The sequence below is a fragment of the Pseudomonas sp. S2_A10 genome, assembly GCF_054668465.1.
In genome coordinates, this window is the sequence record NZ_CP162773.1 from 4971993 (window position 1) to 4992322 (window position 20330).

Consider the following 20330-nt stretch of genomic DNA (forward strand, 5'->3'; position numbering starts at 1 on the left):
GCTAAGCGGCAGGTGCGGCGGGTTTGAGGATTTCCACGAGAAAATCGATGAACACGTTGATCCGGCTCGATCCACGGTGGTTGGGCAGGTACAGCGCGTTGATGCAACTGCTGGCACTGCCGGGATTGACCTCGTAGTGCTCAAGCAAGCGCGTCAGGCGCCCGGCGGCGACGTCGTCGCGCACCAGCCAGTCGGCCAGCAGCGCCACCCCGCCACCGCCAATCGCCGCTTCGCGCAGAATGTCGGCGTTGTTGCTTTGCAGGCGTCCCGCAACGTTGAGCTGAATCGGCTCTTCGTCGCCCTGAAAGGTCCAGTGATGATGGCTGCCGCCGTAATCGAAACGCAGGCATTGGTGCTCAAGCAGATCCCGCGGATGCTCAAGCACTGCGCTGCGCGCCAGATAATCCGGGCTGGCGACAATCCAACGCTGAAACTGCCCGACGCGTTTGCTGACGATGTCTTCACTGACCACCGTGGAACCGAGCCGCACTGAAACGTCGATCTGCTCGCTGAGCAAATCGCTGACCTGATCGCTCAACGACAGGCTGATCTCCAGCCCGGGATGGCGTTCAAGCAAGCGGCTCAGGTGCGGCGCGATCAGCCGGCGGCCAAACTCCACCGGCACGCTGATGCGCAAGCGGCCTTGTGCTTCACTGCCGCGATCGGCGACTACCGCATCGGCTTCGTCGATGGCATCGAGAATCGCCACGGCCTTCTCGAAATAGGTTTGACCGGCGACGGTCACGCTGGTGTTGCGCGTGGTGCGATTGAGCAGGCTGGCGCCCAACTCGTTTTCCAGCCCCGCCACTTGCCGTGTCACCGAAGACGTCGAAATCCCAAGCTTGCGCGCCGCCGAGGAATAGCCCCCGCAGCGCACGGTTTCAACAAACATCTTCAAGGCCAGCAACTTGTCCATAAGCGGGATCCGGGGGTGAGGGAACGCCGCTGATTGTGCATCAGTGCTCGCCACACGTCTTGTATCGTCGTGCTTGCCGGGCCTCATCGCGACCTCAGCCATCATTCTTTCGGCTCAGGAACAACGCCAGCGCCAGCGCCGGCAACACCGCTACGGCGACGGCCGAGAGATTCCAGCCGAAGTGTTCGTACAGCGGGCTGGCGACCAGTGAGCCGAGGGCGCCGCCGACGAAGATGCTCGTCATGTACACCGCATTCAGGCGGGCGCGGCTGTGCGGGTCGAGGGCGTAGACCTCGCGCTGGCCGAGGACCATGTTCAACTGCACGGCAAAATCCAGCAGCACCGCACAGACCACCAGCCACACATAACCACTGCCCGGTAACGCGGCGATCAACAGCGACAGCGGCGCCAGCAGCAACGCCACCAAAGTACCGCGACGACCGTGGCCGGCATCGGCCAGACGCCCGGCAATCGGCGCAGCAATCGCACCCACCGCGCCGACCAGGGCGAAGATCGCCACTTGCGCCTGGCTGAAACCGTGGTGACGCATCAGCTCAATCGGCGCGAGGGTCCAGAACAGGCTGAAACTGGCGAACAGCAAACCCTGATACAGCGAACGCTGGCGCAACACAGGAAAGCGTCGGGCCAAGGCAAACACCGAACCGATCAACGCGACATAGGTGGCTTTGTGCGTCGGCACCCGGCGCGGCAGTGCCACAGCGGTAATCAGCGCGATTACCGCCATCAGTGCCGCCGCGCTGTAAAACACCCCGCGCCAGCCGAACACTTCAACCAACAGGCTCGACAGCGGCCGCGACAGCAGAATCCCCAGCAGCAAGCCGCTCATGATATTGCCGACCACGCGGCCCCGGCTGGCTTCCGGCGCCAGATGCGCCGCCAGCGGCACGAGGATCTGCACTGCCACCGAAGTCAGGCCGATCAGCAAAGAGAGCAGCAGAAACAGCGACGGCGAATGAGTCAGGCCAGCGCACAGCAGCGTTACGCTGGCAGCGAGAGTGAAGCCGACCACCAGACGGCGGTTTTCCATCAGGTCGGCCAACGGCACCAGCAGCAACAGGCCCAAGGCGTAACCGAATTGGGTCAGCGACACGATCAGGCTGGCATTGGCGCTGGAGAGGCCGATCTGCGGCGCGATCAGTTCGACGATGGGTTGTGCGTAATACAGGTTGGCGACGACCGCGCCGCAGCAAAATGCCAGAAACGCGACCATCAGGCCGGAGAGTGAAGCAGGCTGTTCGGCGGGGGCCGCAACGGCAGGGTTGCCCGTAAGCATGGTGACACCTCGTTGAGTTCGGGAAAGTTGTGCCAAGGCTACGGTGAGCCGGCGGGGGCGAGAATCCGTGCCACTGGCAACGCACTGATGCGTGGCGCGCAACGTTGCTTGTGGCGCAACGCGCTGTTGCGCGGGCCGGTGATTCTCCGCTGCAAGGGTCTTCTCTACGCTTTGGCCCTGGCGCTGACGTCCGCATCGGCGCCCTTCCCGGCTGCTACAAGGAGCGTTTCCATGACCCGCACTGCACTCGTCCTGCCACTGCCCGCCGCGTTTTTCTGCCGACCATGAATAGCCATTTGCTCAAATCCAGAACCCTGTGGATCAGCGTCGCCGTGCTCGCGGTGCTCGGCCTGATCGTCGCCGTCGCGCTGATGTGGCGCCCGGCGATCGCGCCAATCAAACGCCCCACGTCATTCGATACTGCGCAATTGCAACGCGGTGCACGAGTGGTCGAGGCCGGCGACTGCGCGGTGTGCCACACCCGCCCCGGCGGCGAATACCTGGCCGGCGGGCTGCCGCTGGTGACGCCGTTCGGCACGCTGTACAGCACCAACATCACTCCAGATGCGCAGACCGGGATCGGCGAGTGGTCATTGCCGGCCTTCGAGCGGGCGATGCGCGAAGGCATTGCCCGCGACGGCCACTTTCTCTACCCGGCGTTTCCTTACGTGCACTACCGGCGCATGAGCTCCGAAGACATCGCCGACGCCTATGCCTACTTGATGAGCGGCCCCGCCGTACATGCGCCCGCCATGCAGAACCAGATGAATTTCCCGATGAACATCCGCCCGCTGGTGTCGTTCTGGAACCTGCTGTTTCTGCATGGCGAGCCACTGACGCCGCTGGCCGAACACAGCGCGGCATGGAATCGCGGACGCTATCTGGTCGACGGCCCAGGCCACTGCGCCGGCTGCCATTCGCCGCTGAACATGATCGGCGCGGAGAAATCCTCGGAGTATCTGCAGGGCGGCAGCGTCGATGGCTGGGAAGCGCCGGCCCTGGTCGGCCTCGGGCAGCGCGCCAATCCGTGGAGTCGCGAGCAATTGGTCGGCTACCTGCGCGCTGACGTGGTCGATGGTCACGGCACACCCGCCGGCCCGATGCGTCCGGTCAGCCTGAGTCTGGCGCGCTTGCCGGCCAGTGAGGCCGAGGCGATTGCCGACTACCTGCTGAGCCTGCAAAACCCGCACGCGGTGACCGAAATCACCGCGAAAAAGCAGCCGAGCAGTCCAGCGGATCACAGCAGCGGCGCCCTGCTCTTCAGCAGCGCCTGCGCCGGATGTCACGCGCCCGCCGCGCCGATGCGTGAAATCGACGGCCGCCCAGGCCTGCAAAGCACTTCGGCGCTGCAAGCGGCCAGCTCGCGCAACTTTCTCAAGACCGTGCTCGAAGGCGTGCCCGCCATTCCCGGCGCGCCCGGCCCGGTGATGCCGCCATTCGCCGCCAGCCTCGACAACGCCCAGCTCGGCGCACTTGCGGCGTATCTGCGCGAGCAAGCCAGCCCCGAACAGCCATGGGCCGACCTCTCTTCCACTATTGAAGCGTTACGTCAGGAGACGAAATGAGCCAGATCACTCTCACCGTCAATGGAGCCGCCCAAGCGCTGGAGCTGGAGCCGGACATGCCGCTGCTGTATGCGCTGCGCAATCACCTGAACCTCAACGGCGCCAAGTACGGCTGCGGCCTGGGCCAGTGCGGCGCGTGCACGGTGATCGTCGACGACCAGCCGGTGTTCGCCTGCCTGACACCGTGCGCAGGCCTTGAAGGGAAAAAATCCGCACCGTGGAAAGCCTCGGCAGCGCAGAGAAACCCGGCCCGTTACAGGCGGCGTTCATCGACAAGCAGGCGGCGCAATGCGGTTACTGCATTGCCGGCATGCTCATGCGCGCGCAGTCGTTGCTCGAACGTGATCCGCACCCGGACGAGCAAACCATTCGTGAGCACATGGCCGGCAATCTGTGCCGTTGCGGCACCCATTTGCGCATCATCGAGGCGATCAAACAGGTGGCCGGGCATAACGGGAGCCTGACATGAGTGAAGCAAATGGCTTGAACCCCAGCCGCCGGGCCTTCCTGCGCGGCGGCGCGCTGCTCATGGCCTTCACCCTGATGCCGGTAGCGCGGCGTGTCTTGGCCGACACCGAAGTCGACACCCTCGGCACCGTAGTGCTGGCCCCCGATCTGCCCGGCAGCCTGCGCACCAACCCTTACCTGGACGCGTGGATTCGCATCGGCGCCGACGGCATCACCGTGTACACCGGCAAAGTCGAACTGGGCACGGGAGTGAAAACCGCGTTGCTGCAAATCGCCGCCGAGCGTTTGCAGGTGCCGGCCAGCGCCGTCAATTTGCTCACCGCCGACACCGCACTGACGCCCAACGAAGGCTACACCGCCGGCAGCCACAGCATTTTCGACAGCGGCACCGCGCTGTACAACGCCACCGCGCAGGTGCGGGAAATGCTCGTCGACGCCGCCGCGCGCAGTTGGCAAGTCGATGCTGCGCAACTGAGCACTCGCGACGGCATCATCCAAGGCCCCAGCGGGCAACGCATGGCTTATGCCGAAGCAGTCAAGCATGTCGATGTGCACCAATACGCCAAGGCACAATCACCAGCGATGGCGGCGGCCGACTTCAAACTGATCGGGCACAACCTGCCGCGCCTGGACATCCCGGCCAAGGTCAGCGGCGGCGCGGCATTCGTGCAGGACATGCGCCTGCCGGGCATGCTGCACGCGCGTGTCATCCGCCCGCCGCGTCCCGGCTGCACGCTTCAGGCGTTCGATGCCGCGTCCATCGAGGCGTTGAACGGCGTGGTCAAAGTGATTCGCGACGGCAACTATCTGGCCGTGGTCGCCGGTGATGAGTGGCAAGCGATCAAGGCCATGCGCGCCGGCATGGAAAGTGCCAAGTGGAGCGGCGGCGAGGCGATTCCCGAAGCCGCCGGGATTCACGATTTGCTCAAGCAGCTGCCCTCCAAGCGCTACCCGATCAGCAACAACGGCAATCCCGGCGGCGCGACCGAAACGCGCTTCAAGGCGCGGGTGACCAAGCAGTACTTGATGCACGGTTCGATCGGCCCGTCCTGTGCGGTGGCCTGGTTCAACGACGGCGTGCTCACGGTGTGGACCCACACCCAAGGCGTCTATCCGCTGCGCGCCGGTATCGCCGAGATGCTGCGGCTGCCGCCGGAGCGTGTGCGCTGCATTCACACCGAAGGCTCGGGTTGCTATGGCCACAACGGCGCCGATGATGCCGCCGCCGATGCCGCGCTGATCGCGATGCGCCTGCCGGGCACGCCGGTGCGCGTGCAATGGATGCGCGAGCAGGAAAATCTCTGGGAGCCGTACAGTTCGGCGATGGTCACCGAAGTCGATGCCGGCCTCAGTCAGGGCCGTTTGCAGGACTGGAACTACGAGCTGTGGACCACGCCGCACAACGAACGCATCGTCAATGCCGGGCGCTTGCTGCCGGCACGCCTGTTGGCGAAACCCTTCGCCTCGGCGCCGTCGGTGCCGATCGCCCAACCCGAAGGTGATGGCGATCGCAACGCGGTGCCGCTGTACGAGCTGGGCGCGACGCGGATCAATATGAATTTCGTCACCACCATGCCGTTCCGCACTTCGGCCATGCGCTCGCTGGGTGCGCACATCAACATCTTCGCCATCGAGGCGGGTATCGATGAGTTGGCGATCAAGGCCGGGCTCGATCCGCTGGCGTTGCGCCTGGCGCATCTGCGCGACCCACGTGCCCAGGCTGTGATTAAGCGCGTGCGTGACGAAATCGGCTGGCCCCACAAGAGCAGCGAACCCGGCGCGGGAATCGGTTTTGCCTTCGCCCGCTACAAGAACATCATGGGTTACTGCGCCCTCGCGGTGAAACTGCGGGTGCATCCGCAGACCGGCGAGATACGTGTCGATCATGTGGTGACAGCGGTCGATGTTGGCCAGATTGTCAGCCCAGATGGCCTGCGCAATCAGGTCGAGGGCGGCATCGTCCAGTCGACAAGCTGGACGCTCTACGAAAAAGTCGCCTACGACGCCGGCGGCATTCGCAGCTATGACTGGAGCGGTTATCCGATTCTGCGTTTCACGCAATTGCCGAAAAAAGTCGATGTGCACCTGCTCGATCAACCGGGCGAACCTTTCCTCGGTGCTGCCGAAATTGTCCAAGGGCCAATGGCTGCTGCGCTCGGCAACGCGGTCAGCAATGCCACTGGCCGGCGCTGGCTGAATCTGCCGCTGACTCGCTCGAGCCAACCGGCCTGAACCACGCCCGCGCTCATCAGCGATGAGCGCGGGCGCCGTTGCGTTGCGCGCAAAACTGCGTAGCGCCGGCCACGGATTATCAGCCCCGCCACCCCCGGTTAAGTTACCTGCACAGCGCGCGGCACCTGACTGCCGCGCTGGAACCCTACTCATCGAAAATCCGGAGCTACCCATGACCCGTCGCCTGTTTCAACCCATCGCACTCGGCCCTTACACCCTTGCCCATCGCGTGGCGATGGCGCCCCTGACCCGCTCGCGCGCTGGCCAGCCGGGCGACGTGCCGACCGCAATGAACGCCGAGTACTACCGCCAACGCGCCAGTGCTGCGCTGATCATTACCGAGGCCACGCAGATTTCCCAACAGGGCCAGGGTTATGCGTGGACGCCGGGGATCTACAGCGATGCGCAAGTCCAGGCCTGGCGCGAAGTCAGCACCGCGGTGCACGAGGCCGACGGTCTGATCTTCATGCAGCTGTGGCACGTCGGCCGGGTTTCCCACCCGAGTTTCCAGCCTGACGCCGGTTTGCCAGTGGCGCCAAGCGCCCTGCCAGTGCCGGGCAAGACCTTTATCGTCGATGAACAAGGCAATGGCGTGTGGGGTGATGTGCCAGTGCCGCGCGCCCTCGAAACGGCGGAGATCGCCGACATCGTCGAAGACTATCGCCGCGCCGCGCGCAACGCGTTGGACGCTGGCATGGACGGCGTGGAGATCCATGCCGGCAACGGTTATCTGCTCGACCAGTTCCTCAACAGCAACAGCAACCAGCGTGATGACGCCTATGGCGGCAGTGTGGAAAACCGTGCGCGGTTTCTGCTCGAAGTGGTCGCCGCCGTCGCTGATGAAGTCGGTGCCGAGCGCGTTGGCGTGCGGCTGACGCCAATGGGCCGCTTCATGGGCATGGGCGATGACACGCCTGAAGCGACCTTCGGTTATCTGGTCGAGGCGCTCAACCAGTGGAATCTGGCCTACCTGCACCTGGTCGAGCCGGCCATGGTCGGCACGGTCAAGGACGAAAACTTCGACCCGCGCTGGGACGCGATCATCGCCCAGTTGCGCCAGACCTGGAACGGCGTGCTGATCCTCGCTGGCGGTTACGACGCCGAGTCCGCCGAACAGGCGCTGAACGCCGATCGCGCCGACATCATTGCCTTTGGCCGGCCATTTTTGGCCAACCCGGATCTGCCGCGTCGGCTGCACGACGGGCTTGAGCTGAACACACCGGATCCGAGCAGTTTCTTCGGCGGCGATCAGCGTGGTTATGTCGATTATCCGTTTCACGCTTGAGTTTCTGAGGCGAAGTGCTGGCGTTCGGCTTTGGTATCGCGCCGGATTCACCCCTCACCCCAGCCCTCTCCCCAGGGAGAGGGAGCTGATCTATGGAGCATTCAGAACCGGAGTTCGACCGATATCAGCGTCTGGCGTAAATCGCCCAAACAACTCGGTCAGTCCCCTCTGGGAGAGGGTTAGGGTCAGGGCGCCTCGATGACTGGCAACGACGCCGTCATTGAAGCGTGACACACCGCCAGGATTTCATCGGCCAGCGCCGAGTCATCCGGGCAGGCCCGCGACAGCATGATCGCGCCGACCGCGCGGGCCAGCAGGTCGATCATCCGGATTCTGCCCTCACCTTGCGGTGCATCCGCTGCCTTCGGGTATTTCTCGCCGAGCGTCTGCAACGTGCGCTCGATGCCTTCAGCGAACGCCGCTTTGACATCCCCGGACTGCCGCGCCGCATCGCCGCACAGCGCCGCCATGGTGCAACCGGTGGAACGGCCGTCGCGATGGTCGCGGGACACGTACACGTCGATGAAATCCTGCACGCTCATGCTTTCGGCGGCGGCCGTGGACTGCGCCAGGCTATTGGCCGAAGCTTCGGCCATCAGGTCGGCTTTGGAGCCGAAGTGTTTGTAGAAACCGCCGTGAGTAAAACCGGCGGCCGCCATCAGGTCAGCCACGCCGACCCCGTCATAACCGCGTTCGCGGAACATCACTGATGCCGTTTCGACAATGTGCTCGCGATTGGCCTGAGCCTGAGCTTTGGATACGCGCATGTTGAATCCTCCAGCGCTGAAAAATCATGGCTCGATGATACATAGATGTTAGCCATAATCAAAACCGTTGACAGTTTAGATTTGGATCATCATCCTAAAAGCCCGCAATCAGTCTTCACCTGAAAAAGAGCCAACACCATGACTACTCGCCCTACTGTTCTGATCACTGGCGCCTCCACCGGCATAGGCGCCGTCTACGCCGCACGTTTCGCCCAGCGCGGGCACGATCTGGTGCTGGTCGCCCGTGACCAGTCGCGCCTGGACAGCCTTGCCGCCGGTTTGCGCGCTGAGCACAACGTCCATGTCGAAGTGCTACAGGCCGACCTGACGCAACTGAGCGATCTGCAAACCGTCGAGGCGCGTCTGCGTGACGACGCGCGCATCGGTATCCTCGTCAACAATGCCGGCGCAGCGCAGTCCGGCACCTTCATCGAGCAGAGCACCGACAGCGTGGCGCAACTGGTCGCGCTTAACACCACCGCGTTGGTGCGGCTGGCTAGCGCCATCGCCCCGCGCTTGGCCAAGGCCGGCGACGGCGCGATCATCAACATCGGCTCGGTGGTGGGCCTGGCGCCGGAGTTCGGCATGTCGGTGTATGGCGCGACCAAGGCGTTCGTGCTGTTCCTCTCTCAAGGCCTGAGCCTGGAACTGTCGCCACAAGGCGTGTATGTGCAAGCGGTCCTGCCCGCCGCCACCCGCACGGAAATCTGGGACCGCGCCGGTATCGACATCAACACCCTCACCGACATCATGGAAGTCGGCGACATGGTCGATGCAGCGCTGGTCGGCTTCGACCGTCGCGAAGTCGTGACCATCCCGCCGCTGCACGAGGGCGAGCGCTGGGATGCCCTGCAAACCGCGCGGCAGGGCCTGTTGGGGCAGATCCGCCAGTCGGCTGTTGCGCAACGTTATCTGACTCAGGCCTGACCTCATTCAAACCCGCCGCTATGCCGGCGGGTTTCTACCGACAAGAGCATCCGCAATGAAGGCATTTTTCATCGAGCGCTACGGCAAGCAGAACGGCCGGATTGGCGACCTGCCCGAACCGCTGGTTGGCGCTCACGACGTGCTGATCCAAGTGCGCGCGAGTAGCGTCAACCCGCTGGATCTGAAGATTCGCAGCGGCGAATTCAAGATGATCCTGCCCTATCAAATGCCTTTGATATTGGGCAACGATGTCGCCGGTGTGGTGCTCAGCACCGGTGCGGCGGTCAAGCGTTTCAAGCCGGGCGATGAGGTTTATGCGCGTGCGCCTGATAACAGGATTGGCACGTTTGCCGAACGCATCGCTGTCGATGAAACAGCGGTCGCGTTAAAACCCGCCAATCTCGCCATGACCGAGGCGGCTTGCATGCCGCTGGTGGCGTTGACGGCGTGGCAGGCACTGGTCGAAGTCGCCAACGTGCAAAAAGGCCAGAAGGTACTGATTCACGCCGGCTCCGGTGGCGTTGGCACGGTTGCCATCCAACTGGCCAAACACCTCGGCGCTTTTGTTGCGACTACGACCAGCACGGCGAATGTTGCGTGGGTCAAAGCGCTGGGCGCCGATGTGGTGATTGATTACAAACAGCAGGATTTCGCCATTGAGCTGCGCGACTACGACGTGGTGCTCAACAGCCTCGGCGGCGATGTGCTGGAAAAATCGTTGAGGGTGTTGAAACCGGGCGGGCAACTGATTTCCCTGTCAGGGCCGCCGACTGCGCAGTTCGCTCAGGAGCAGGGTTTGTCGTGGCTGCTCGGGGTGCTGATGCGCCTGCTCAGCAGTGGTATTCGCCGTAAAGCACGCAAACACGGGGTGGGTTATTCGTTTCTGTTCATGCGTGCCGACGGCATCCAGTTGCAGAAAATCACTGCGTTGATTGAGGCCGGGGTGATCAAACCCGTGATCGATCGTACTTTTCCGTTCGATCAGATAGCTGACGCCTTGCACTACGTAGAAAAAGGCCGGGCAAAGGGCAAGGTTGCCATCGTGATCGATCCTGAAAGCCCCTCACCCTAACCCTCTCCCAGAGGGAGAGGGAACTGACCGAGCTGAATGCGCGAGTAACGCCGACCTGAAATACCGAGGCGAACACAGGTCTCAAAAAGCCCACAAATCGGCTCCCTCTCCCAGAGGGAGAGAGGACTTGACCGAGTTGAATGCGCGAGTTACACCGACCTGAGATACCGAGGCGAACACAGGTCTCAAAAAGCCCACAAATCAGCTCCCTCTCCCAGAGGGAGAGAGGACTGACCGAGCTGAATGCGCGAGTTACACCGACCTGAGATACCGAGGCGAACACAGGTCTCAAAAAGCCCACAAATCAGCTCCCTCTCCTCGGGGAGAGGGCTGGGCGGGCGGCGTTCCGATGAGGGGTGAATCCAGCGCGGTGTCCAAGCATGTGCATTGCAATACCACGCTCAATCCGCCTTTCCTGCTGAAACCTCGAGAAACCCCTCTCAACTTGCGTTTTGCTCAACCTGCACCACGCTTGATTCACAGAAGTGCACGGTTTCATGGCAAAACTGCGGTTAACTGAATGGTTAGTTACCGCTATAATCCCGCGCTTCATTCAAACGGGACTTTCAATGTGAACCACAGTCAACGCGTCTCAGGCGTTTCAACGTTCATCCTGGTCGGCCTTGGCGTGATCATCGCCCTGCTCGGTCTGGCGCTCGCGGCCGGCGGTGTGAAGCTGGTCAGCCTGGGCGGTTCCTGGTACTTCCTGGTCGGCGGTCTGGCGATGACCGTTTCCGGGGTGCTGATCGCACTGAAGAAAACTGCAGGCGCCTGGTTGTTCGCCGCGTTTCTCGTGGCCACCGCGATCTGGGCCGTGGCTGACGCCGGGCTGGTGTTCTGGCCGGTGTTCTCGCGGCTGTTCATGTTCAGCGCCATCGGTATGGTCGTCGCTCTGGTCTACCCGCTGCTGGCGCGCGCCAATGGCCGCGTGGCCGGTCGTGGTGCGTATGCCGTGGCCGCTGTGCTGGCGGTCGGTGTGGCCATTGCGGCGGGCAACATGTTCGTCGCCCACCCAACCGTTGCCGCCACTGGCACTGGCCCGGGCCTGACTCCGGTTGAACCGGCCAAGGCGCAGAAAGACTGGGCGCACTACGGCAACACCGAAGGTGGCAGCCGCTTCGCCGCGCTCGACCAGATCAACCGCAACAACGTCGACAAGTTGAAAGTCGCGTGGACCTACCACACCGGTGACGTCGCCGAGAGCGATGGCAACGGCGCCGAAGACCAGCTCACCCCGCTGCAGGTCGGCAACAAAGTCTTCATCTGCACCCCGCACAACAACCTGATCGCTCTCGACGCCGACACCGGTAAAGAGCTGTGGAAGAAAGCGATCAACGCGCAATCGAAAGTCTGGCAGCGCTGCCGTGGCATGGCTTATTTCGACGCCACCGCGACCATCGCTCAGCCGAGCAATTCTTCGATCATCGAAGCCAAACCCGAGCCGGCTGCCAACTGCCAGCGTCGTCTGCTGACCAATACCATCGATGCTCGCCTGATCGCGGTCGATGCTGACACTGGTGAGTTCTGCCAGGGTTTCGGCAACAACGGCCAGGTCGATCTGAAGGCCGGTCTGGGTGATGTTCCGGACAGCTACTATCAGTTGTCGTCCGCACCATTGATGGCTGGCACCACCGTGGTGGTTGGCGGTCGTGTTGCCGATAACGTGCAGAGCGACATGCCGGGCGGTGTGATTCGTGGTTTTGACGTGATCACCGGCGCCATGCGCTGGGCGTTCGACCCGGGCAACCCGCAGGATCGCAACGCGCCGGCCGACGGCAAAACCTACGTGCGCAGCACGCCGAACAGCTGGGCGCCGATGTCCTACGACGCGGCGACCAACACGGTGTTCCTGCCGATGGGCAGCTCGTCCACCGACATCTATGGTGTCGAGCGCAGCGAACTGGACCACAAGTACGGCGCCTCGATCCTCGCGCTGGACGCCAGCACCGGTGAAGAACGCTGGGTGTTCCAGACCGTGCACAACGATCTGTGGGACTTCGACCTGCCGATGCAGCCGAGCCTGATCGATTTCGACAAGGACGGTCAAAGCGTTCCGGCGCTGGTCATCGGCACCAAGGCCGGGCAGATCTATGTGCTCGACCGCGCCACCGGCAAGCCGCTGACCGAGGTCAAGGAAGTACCGGTGAAAGCCGCGAACATCCCTAACGAGCCGTACTCGCCGACTCAGCCGAAATCCGTGGGCATGCCGCAGATCGGCGCGCAGCACCTGACCGAATCGGACATGTGGGGCGCCACGCCGTACGACCAGTTGCTCTGCCGTATCGACTTCAAGAGCATGCGCTACGACGGTCTGTACACCGCGCCGGGTACCGACAAATCGCTGAGCTTCCCGGGTTCGCTGGGTGGCATGAACTGGGGCAGCATCTCCACTGACCCGGTGCACGGTTTCATCTTCGTCAACGACATGCGCCTGGGTCTGTGGATCCAGATGATCCCGTCGCAGAACAAAGGCCAGGCCGCTGGCGGTGGCGAAGCGCTGAACACCGGCATGGGCGCTGTTCCGCTCAAAGGCACGCCGTACGCGGTGAACAAGAACCGCTTCCTGTCGGTGGCCGGCATTCCGTGCCAGGCGCCGCCGTTCGGCACCTTGACCGCGATCGACATGAAGACCCAGAAAGTCGCGTGGCAGGTTCCGGTCGGCACCGTTGAAGACACCGGTCCCCTGGGCATCCGCATGCACCTGCCGATCAAGATCGGTCTGCCAACCCTTGGCGGCACCCTGTCGACCCAGGGCGGCCTGATCTTCATTGCCGGCACCCAGGACTTCTACCTGCGCGCCTTCAACAGCGGCAACGGCGAAGAAGTCTGGAAAGCCCGTCTGCCAGTCGGCAGCCAGGGCGGCCCGATGACGTACGTTTCGCCGAAAACCGGCAAGCAGTACATCGTCGTTACTGCTGGCGGCGCACGCCAGTCGACCGATCGTGGCGATTACGTGATGGCTTACGCCCTGCCGTAACTCGCTGCCGCACAACCAACCTCCTCCAAGCGCGCGGTGCCCCAAAGCACCGCGTCGCCGTTTTATTGCGTCAAGATTTCAGCAGGAAGGATTCACATGTCATCGGCTGTTCGCTTTTCTCGTACCAAGCTTTCCACTGGCCTGTTGCTGGGCCTGAGCTGCGCTACTGCCCTACCCGCGCTGGCCGCCAGCGATTCCGGTCTGCTGACCCGCAGCACCCTGACCGGTGACTGGGGCGGCTTGCGTCATCAACTCGATGAAGACGGCATCAAGTTCACTGGCGATTACAGCGGCGAAACCGCTTACAACGCCGACGGCGGCCTGCACCGTTCGGCGCGCTACTCGCAGAACATCAAGCTCGGCGTGCAGTTTGATCTGAGCAAACTCTACGGCGTCGACAACGCCGGCAAAGTACAACTGACCATCAACGACCGTCGCGGTAACAGCGCTTCGGAAGATCTGGTCGGCAACCGCCTGCCGATTCAGGAAAACTACGGCGGCCTGTACACGCGCCTGACTGAACTGAGTTACGAGCGCAGCCTGTTCACCCCGGCGCTGAATGTGAAGCTCGGTTACATGGCCATGGGTAACGACCTCGGCGGCCTCGACAGCGGCATTCTGTGCAACTTCATGAACGCCGGTTTCTGCGGTCACCCGCTGAACATGTCCGGCGGCAGCGGCTGGACCAACTACCCCAACGCGCGTCTGGGCGTGCGGGTCAAATACGACCTGTCGCCGTCCTGGCAACTGCGTGTGGCTGCGTTCAACGTCGACCCCGAGAGCAACGGCAATTCCAGCCGCGCCTGGCATCTGGGGCCGAAGCACACCACCGGCACCGTCGTGCCGATCGAGTTGGTGTACAAGCACGCCGGCGAGCTGCCGGGTGAGTACAAGCTCGGCTATTACTACGACAGCTCTGACGTCAAACGCATTGGCAGCGACGATGAAGTGTCCGGTCGTGGCGGACATTATTTGTTGATCGATCAGGCCGTATGGCGTTCGCCGACCTCCGAGGGCCGCAGCCTGCATGCGTTCGGTCAGTATTCGGCGGCCAGTGAAGCCGCCTCGCCGTTCAGCAAGTGGTACGGCACCGGCGTGGTTTTGTACAAACCGTTCGAAGGCCGCCCGCGAGACACCGTGGCCCTGGGCTATGGCCGCGCCGTGCCGAACCCGCGCAGCCGCGATTTGCAACAGGATGCCGCGCTGGCCAATGGTGCTGCGTTTCCGAACCTCGATAGCGCCGAGCAGTTGATCGAGTTGGGCTACGGCTACCAGGCCACCCCATGGCTGACGCTGCGCCCGAACCTGCAATACATCATCGAACCGGGCGCGTTTTCCGGGCAGGACATCGATAATGCGCTGGTGGTGGGTTTGCAGGTGAAGGCTGCGCTATAAGTCCCTGCAAAACAAAAAACCACTGTGGGAGCGAGCCTGCTCGCGAAAGCGCCGGGTCAGGCGACTGCGATGTTGAATGTGTCGCCGCCTTCGCGAGCAGGCTCGCTCCCACAGGGGATTTGTGTTGGATCAGGGAATTGTGATTCGCCGCGCGAAACTGTAGGAGTGAGCCTGCTCGCGATGGCATTGATTCAGACAACCGCTATCTTGAATGCTCAAACCAAGCCCTTCAGAGCACCGACCACCCACCCCACCTGTCGAAATTAATTCCAGCCCATCGGTGAATTATTTCGTGTCCGCATGTATCTGAGCCAGAAGAGCCGGCGCCATCATGGAGATGGCATCGCAGCGGTAATCTGGATCAGCGAGCGGGAACAGCGCAATGAAATCACGCAAGAACACCGTCAAACCGATCGGTTTGAAAGACATCACCATTGTCGACGATGCCAAGATGCGCAAGGCGATCACCGCCGCCGCACTGGGCAACGCCATGGAGTGGTTCGACTTTGGCGTCTACGGCTTTGTCGCCTATGTGCTCGGCAAGGTCTTCTTCCCCGGCGCCGATCCCGGCGTGCAAATGATCGCCGCGCTGGCGACCTTCTCCGTGCCCTTCCTCATCCGTCCGCTTGGCGGTTTGTTCTTCGGTGCGCTGGGCGACAAATACGGACGGCAGAAAGTCCTCGCCGCGACCATCGTCATCATGTCCCTGAGTACCTTCGCCATCGGCCTGATTCCGTCCTATGCCTCGATCGGCATCTGGGCGCCGATCCTGCTGTTGCTGGCGAAAATGGCCCAAGGCTTCTCGGTCGGTGGCGAATACACCGGCGCCTCGATCTTCGTCGCTGAATACGCGCCCGACCGCAAACGCGGCTTCCTCGGCAGTTGGCTGGACTTCGGCTCGATCGCCGGTTTCGTCTTCGGTGCCGGCGTGGTGGTGCTGATTTCAACCATCCTCGGTGAACAGCGCTTCGAAGAATGGGGCTGGCGGATTCCGTTCTTCCTCGCCCTGCCGCTGGGCATGATCGGCCTGTATCTGCGCCACGCCCTGGAAGAAACCCCGGCGTTCCAGCAGCACGTGGAAAAACTCGAACAAGGCGACCGCGAAGGCCTAGCCGGTGGCCCGAAAGTGTCGTTCAAGGAAGTCGCAACCAAACACTGGCGCAGCCTGATGACCTGCATCGGCGTGGTGGCGGCGACCAACGTCACCTATTACATGCTGCTCACCTACATGCCGAGTTACCTGACGCACAACCTTCACTACAGCGAAAACCACGGTGTACTGATCATCATCGCGATCATGGTCGGCATGCTCTTCGTGCAGCCGCTGATCGGTTTCATCAGCGACAAGATCGGCCGCAAGCCCTTCATTGTCGTCGGCAGCATTGGCCTGTTCATCTTCGCCATTCCGGCGTTCATGCTGATCAACAGCGGCAGCATCGCGCTGATCTTCTCCGGCCTGCTGATCCTCGCGGTGCTGCTCAATTTCTTTATCGGTGTGATGGCCTCGACCCTGCCGGCGATGTTCCCCACCCACATCCGCTACAGCGCGCTGGCCAGTGCCTTCAACGTTTCGGTGCTGATCGCCGGTCTGACCCCGACTGCCGTGGCCTGGCTGGTGGAAAGCACCAACGATCTGTACATGCCTGCGTATTACCTGATGGTCATCGCCGTGGTCGGTCTGGTCACTGGCGTGACCATGAAGGAAACCGCCAACAAGCCCCTGCGCGGCGCGGCCCCGGCGGCTTCCGACCTCGAAGAGGCCAAGGAGTTGTTGCAAGAACACCACGACAACATCGAGCAGAAAATCGAAGACATTGATGCCGAGATCGCCGAGTTGGAGGCCAAGCGCAAAGTGCTGGTCCAGCAGCATCCGCGCATCAATGAATGATCCGCTAGACGCAGAAAAAATCGGCGGGGCCATCACCCCGCCGATTACTCGAAGCGCGGCTTGGTGTTAAATAGGCGCCAGTCTTGACCTTGTCGCTTAAAGCCGTGCAACGAGAACCGCTATGAATACTCCTGCCCCAAACAACCACGCTCAACAGGTGACCCCATGATCGAAGTCACCGAAGTCTCCATTGCCCAACTGCGCGCCGCCCTTGAATCCGGCCAGACCACTGCCGTGGAGCTGGTGCAGGCCTATCTGGCGCGCATTGATGCCTACGATGGCACCGACACCCCGACGGCACTCAACGCCGTCGTCGTGCGCAACCCTGAAGCGCTGAACGAGGCCCGCGCCTCCGACGCCCGCCGCGCCAACGGTGAAACCCTTGGCCCGCTCGATGGCATCCCCTACACCGCCAAAGACAGTTATCTGGTCAAGGGCCTGACCGCCGCTTCCGGCAGTCCGGCATTTGCCGATCTGGTCGCCCATCGCGACGCCTTCACCATCGAACGCCTGCGCGCTGCCGGGGCGATCTGCCTGGGCAAGACCAACATGCCGCCGATGGCCAACGGCGGCATGCAACGCGGCGTCTATGGCCGCGCCGAAAGTCCGTACAACGCCGCTTACCTCACCGCCCCGTTCGCCTCCGGCTCGTCCAACGGTGCCGGCACCGCCACCGCTGCGAGTTTTGCTGCGTTCGGTCTGGCCGAGGAAACCTGGTCGAGCGGTCGCGGCCCTGCGTCGAACAACGGCCTGTGCGCCTATACCCCGTCGCGCGGGGTGATTTCGGTGCGCGGCAACTGGCCGTTGACCCCGACCATGGACGTCGTCGTGCCGTTCGCGCGGACCATGGCCGACCTGCTCGAAGTGCTCGACGTGGTCGTCGCCGAAGACCCGGACACCCGTGGCGACCTCTGGCGCCTGCAACCGTGGGTGCCGATCCCGCGCGTCAGCGAAGTACGCCCGGCTGCGTACAGTGAACTGGCCGCCGATGCCAAAGCCCTGGCCGGCAAACGCTTCGCCATCCCGCGCATGTACATCAACGCCGACCCCGACGCCGGCACCAGCGAAGCCCCCGGCATAGGCGGCCCGACCGGCCAGCGCATCAACACCCGCGCGTCCGTGATCGACTTGTGGCAGCAGGCACGTCAGGCCCTTGAGGCCGCTGGCGCCGAAGTCATCGAAACCGACTTCCCGCTGGTCTCCAACTGCGAAGGCGACCGCCCTGGCGCGCCAACCGTGTTTACCCGTGGGCTGGTGTCGAAAGAATTCCTCCACCATGAACTGTGGGATCTGACTGCCTGGGCGTTCGACGACTTCCTGCAGGCCAACGGTGACCCGAAGCTTAATCGTCTGGTAGATGTCGACGGGCCGAAGATCTTCCCGCACGACCCGGGCACCCTGCCCAACCGCGAAGGCGATCTGGCCGCCGGCATGGACGAATACGTGCGCATGGCCGAACGCGGCATCACGCCGTGGAATGAAATCCCTACCGTGCCCGATGGCTTGCGCGGTCTGGAGCAGACCCGACGCATCGACCTCGAAGACTGGATGGACCGCCTCGGTCTCGACGCCGTGCTGTTCCCCACCGTCGCCGACGTCGGCCCGGCGGACGCCGATGTCAATCCTGAGTCGGCCGACATCGCCTGGAGCAACGGCGTCTGGGTGGCCAACGGCAACCTCGCGATCCGCCACCTCGGCGTCCCGACCGTCACCGTGCCCATGGGTGTGATGGCCGACATCGGCATGCCCGTCGGCCTGACCTTCGCCGGTCGCGCGTACGACGACTCGAACCTGCTGCGCTTCGCCGCCGCCTTCGAATCCACCGGCAGCAAACGCCAGATCCCGCCGCGTACACCGCCGCTGGCTTAATGCACTGTGTCAGCTCCCACAAACCCTGTGGGAGCTGGCTTGCCAGCGATGGCGGCCTGACAGCCGCCACATTTCCACCTGACTGCCCCGCTCCCACAGGGTTTGGTGTGAGGGCTGCCAACTCAGCACACCGGCCCAATCCTTTCCAGGCCAATCCGCCGATCATCAGCGCCATCCTGATTACCACCGGCCCTGACCATGATCAACCGCGCGCCCTCCCGCCTCACCCTGCTTGCCATGCTCTGCGGTCTGACCGGCACCGCCCATGCCAGCGGCTTTTTCGACGACGCCAAAAGCGATGTTCTGCTGCGCAACTTCTACCTCAGCAACGACTACCGCTCGCCCACGCCCTCCGGAAAAAACTACAAACAGGAATGGGCACAGGGCTTTATCGGTAACTTCTCATCCGGTTTCACCGAGGGCACAGTCGGTTTCGGCATCGACGCCCACGCTTTCGCCGGCCTGAAACTCGACGGCGGCAAGGGCCACTCCGGCACCGGTCTGCTACCGGTCGACAGCGATGGTCGCAGCGAAAACAACTATTCCAGCGCCGGCGGTGCGTTCAAGCTGAAGGTCTCGCGAACCACCGTCGCCTTCGGCGAAATGACCGTGGAAACCCCAGTCTTCGACACCTCCGACAAACGTCTGCAACCGGAATACGCCACAGGCTTTTTGCTCAACAGCGCCGAGTTCGACAACGTCAATCTGGTCGCCGGGCATTTCACTGCATTCAAGAACCAGGACAGCTCCTCCGGCAAAGGCGATTTCTACGGCTACGGCGCCAACACCGAAGCAGGTGGCATCAGCTTCGTCGGTGCCGATCTGTTCGGCAGCAGCCCGGTCGGCGGCGCACTCTACGCCTCAGAACTGAGCGACACCTGGCATCAGTATTACGGCAACCTGCATTTTAAACAGTCCGGCGTGCTGCTCGACGCCAACCTCTACCACACCCGCGACACCGGCCGCGCAGTGGCCGGCGAGATCGATAACACCGCCCTCAGCCTCTCAGGCAAATACAGCTTCGGCCCGCACGCGGTGATGCTCGGTTGGCAGCGGATCAATGGCGACACGCCGTTCGATTTCGTCGGCGGCGACTCGATCTACCTCGCCAACTCGATCAAATACGCCGACTTCAACGGCGCCAACGAACGGTCCTGGCAAGCCCGCTACGACCTCGACCTCGGCGCCTTCGGCATCCCCGGCCTGAACTTCATGACCCGCTACGTCAGCGGCAGCCACATTGACGGCAGCCATGCGCCCAAGGGCGGCGCCTACAACCCGTTCGACGCCGACAGCGGCGACTATCAACCGCAACAAGGCAGCGGCGGCAAACACTGGGAACGCGATATCGACCTGAAGTATGTAGTGCAATCCGGCACCGCGAAGGATCTGTCGGTGCAACTATCCCACGTCACCCACCGCGCCAACGAAGCACAGGCCGGGGATGACATTGACCGGATTTACGTGGTCGTTCAGTACCCGCTGGGTTTTTGAGGTAACACGATCAACCCGCCCACAGGTTCCTGCGTCGGCCACAAACCATGAGTTTGCTCCTTGAGATCAAAATCAAATGATTTCAGCGTACCGCAGCGCCTACAGCAGCTAGCCAAGTGCCATCACCTCGTTTATTCTGCGCCCCCGCATAAAAAGCCAAGCCAGGAAGGCATTGATTGAC

At 62.8% G+C, this 20330-nt stretch carries 13 protein-coding genes and 1 pseudogene; 11 read left to right on the forward strand and 3 right to left on the reverse strand.

Going from position 1 to position 20330, the window contains the following annotated elements:
- Nucleotide 1: 1 nt before the first annotated feature.
- The gene (locus AB4N41_RS22375) at nt 2–916 is read right to left on the reverse strand and encodes a LysR family transcriptional regulator (RefSeq protein WP_460138033.1); all 915 of its coding nucleotides are present in this window, start codon (nt 914–916) and stop codon (nt 2–4) included.
- A 94-nt stretch (nt 917–1010) separates the two neighbouring features.
- On the reverse strand, nt 1011–2210 hold the full coding sequence (locus tag AB4N41_RS22380; RefSeq protein ID WP_460138034.1) for an MFS transporter: 1200 nt from the start codon (nt 2208–2210) through the stop codon (nt 1011–1013).
- Nucleotides 2211–2506: 296 nt separating this feature from the next.
- Here AB4N41_RS22380 and AB4N41_RS22385 point away from each other — a divergent pair, with 296 nt between their 5' ends.
- The 4 genes and pseudogenes from AB4N41_RS22385 (at nt 2507) to AB4N41_RS22400 (ending at nt 7760) form a co-directional block, all read left to right on the forward strand.
- The gene (locus tag AB4N41_RS22385; RefSeq protein ID WP_460138035.1) at nt 2507–3775 is read left to right on the forward strand and encodes a c-type cytochrome; all 1269 of its coding nucleotides are present in this window, start codon (nt 2507–2509) and stop codon (nt 3773–3775) included.
- Nucleotides 3772–4244: pseudogene (locus AB4N41_RS22390) on the forward strand ((2Fe-2S)-binding protein). The gene AB4N41_RS22385 and the pseudogene AB4N41_RS22390 overlap by 4 nt, the downstream one beginning before the upstream one ends.
- A complete protein-coding gene (locus AB4N41_RS22395; RefSeq protein WP_252876343.1) occupies nt 4241–6475 on the forward strand; it encodes a xanthine dehydrogenase family protein molybdopterin-binding subunit in 2235 nt (744 codons plus the stop codon). The pseudogene AB4N41_RS22390 and the gene AB4N41_RS22395 overlap by 4 nt, the downstream one beginning before the upstream one ends.
- A 172-nt stretch (nt 6476–6647) precedes the next feature.
- Nucleotides 6648–7760, forward strand: a complete 1113-nt coding sequence (locus tag AB4N41_RS22400) for an alkene reductase (RefSeq protein WP_252876344.1) — start codon at nt 6648–6650, stop codon at nt 7758–7760.
- A gap of 185 nt (nt 7761–7945) precedes the next feature.
- Here AB4N41_RS22400 and AB4N41_RS22405 read toward each other — a convergent pair whose 3' ends face one another.
- Entirely contained in the window at nt 7946–8527 is a 582-nt protein-coding gene (locus AB4N41_RS22405) for a TetR/AcrR family transcriptional regulator (RefSeq protein WP_252876345.1), read from the reverse strand.
- 138 nt (nt 8528–8665) lie between these two features.
- Here AB4N41_RS22405 and AB4N41_RS22410 point away from each other — a divergent pair, with 138 nt between their 5' ends.
- From AB4N41_RS22410 to AB4N41_RS22440, 7 genes are all read left to right on the forward strand, one after another.
- Complete coding sequence (locus tag AB4N41_RS22410; RefSeq protein ID WP_252876346.1) at nt 8666–9454, forward strand: SDR family NAD(P)-dependent oxidoreductase; 789 nt, start codon at nt 8666–8668, stop codon at nt 9452–9454.
- Nucleotides 9455–9509: 55 nt separating this feature from the next.
- On the forward strand, nt 9510–10526 hold the full coding sequence (locus AB4N41_RS22415) for an NADP-dependent oxidoreductase (RefSeq protein ID WP_252876347.1): 1017 nt from the start codon (nt 9510–9512) through the stop codon (nt 10524–10526).
- A 571-nt stretch (nt 10527–11097) separates the two neighbouring features.
- The gene (locus AB4N41_RS22420) at nt 11098–13503 is read left to right on the forward strand and encodes a glucose/quinate/shikimate family membrane-bound PQQ-dependent dehydrogenase (RefSeq protein WP_252876348.1); all 2406 of its coding nucleotides are present in this window, start codon (nt 11098–11100) and stop codon (nt 13501–13503) included.
- Between the two features lie 96 nt (nt 13504–13599).
- Complete coding sequence (locus tag AB4N41_RS22425) at nt 13600–14898, forward strand: carbohydrate porin (protein ID WP_460138036.1); 1299 nt, start codon at nt 13600–13602, stop codon at nt 14896–14898.
- Nucleotides 14899–15280: 382 nt separating this feature from the next.
- On the forward strand, nt 15281–16786 hold the full coding sequence (gene proP, locus AB4N41_RS22430) for a glycine betaine/L-proline transporter ProP (protein ID WP_041480305.1): 1506 nt from the start codon (nt 15281–15283) through the stop codon (nt 16784–16786).
- Nucleotides 16787–16951: 165 nt separating this feature from the next.
- Nucleotides 16952–18655, forward strand: a complete 1704-nt coding sequence (locus AB4N41_RS22435) for an amidase (protein ID WP_252876350.1) — start codon at nt 16952–16954, stop codon at nt 18653–18655.
- 198 nt (nt 18656–18853) lie between these two features.
- Nucleotides 18854–20149, forward strand: a complete 1296-nt coding sequence (locus AB4N41_RS22440; RefSeq protein ID WP_252876351.1) for an OprD family porin — start codon at nt 18854–18856, stop codon at nt 20147–20149.
- The last annotated feature ends 181 nt before the right edge of the window (nt 20150–20330 follow it).

What these genes read in the sequence shown, in the direction of transcription:
- AB4N41_RS22380 (WP_460138034.1), bottom strand. Translation starts at nt 2,210, where the DNA reads ATGCTTACGGGCAACCCTGCCGTTGCGGCCCCCGCCGAACAGCCTGCT.
- AB4N41_RS22400 (WP_252876344.1), top strand. Translation starts at nt 6,648, where the DNA reads ATGACCCGTCGCCTGTTTCAACCCATCGCACTCGGCCCTTACACCCTT.
- AB4N41_RS22410 (WP_252876346.1), top strand. Translation starts at nt 8,666, where the DNA reads ATGACTACTCGCCCTACTGTTCTGATCACTGGCGCCTCCACCGGCATA.
- AB4N41_RS22425 (WP_460138036.1), top strand. Translation starts at nt 13,600, where the DNA reads ATGTCATCGGCTGTTCGCTTTTCTCGTACCAAGCTTTCCACTGGCCTG.
- AB4N41_RS22375 (WP_460138033.1), bottom strand. Translation starts at nt 916, where the DNA reads ATGGACAAGTTGCTGGCCTTGAAGATGTTTGTTGAAACCGTGCGCTGC.
- proP (WP_041480305.1), top strand. Translation starts at nt 15,281, where the DNA reads ATGAAATCACGCAAGAACACCGTCAAACCGATCGGTTTGAAAGACATC.
- AB4N41_RS22415 (WP_252876347.1), top strand. Translation starts at nt 9,510, where the DNA reads ATGAAGGCATTTTTCATCGAGCGCTACGGCAAGCAGAACGGCCGGATT.
- AB4N41_RS22440 (WP_252876351.1), top strand. Translation starts at nt 18,854, where the DNA reads ATGATCAACCGCGCGCCCTCCCGCCTCACCCTGCTTGCCATGCTCTGC.
- AB4N41_RS22405 (WP_252876345.1), bottom strand. Translation starts at nt 8,527, where the DNA reads ATGCGCGTATCCAAAGCTCAGGCTCAGGCCAATCGCGAGCACATTGTC.
- AB4N41_RS22395 (WP_252876343.1), top strand. Translation starts at nt 4,241, where the DNA reads ATGAGTGAAGCAAATGGCTTGAACCCCAGCCGCCGGGCCTTCCTGCGC.
- AB4N41_RS22435 (WP_252876350.1), top strand. Translation starts at nt 16,952, where the DNA reads ATGATCGAAGTCACCGAAGTCTCCATTGCCCAACTGCGCGCCGCCCTT.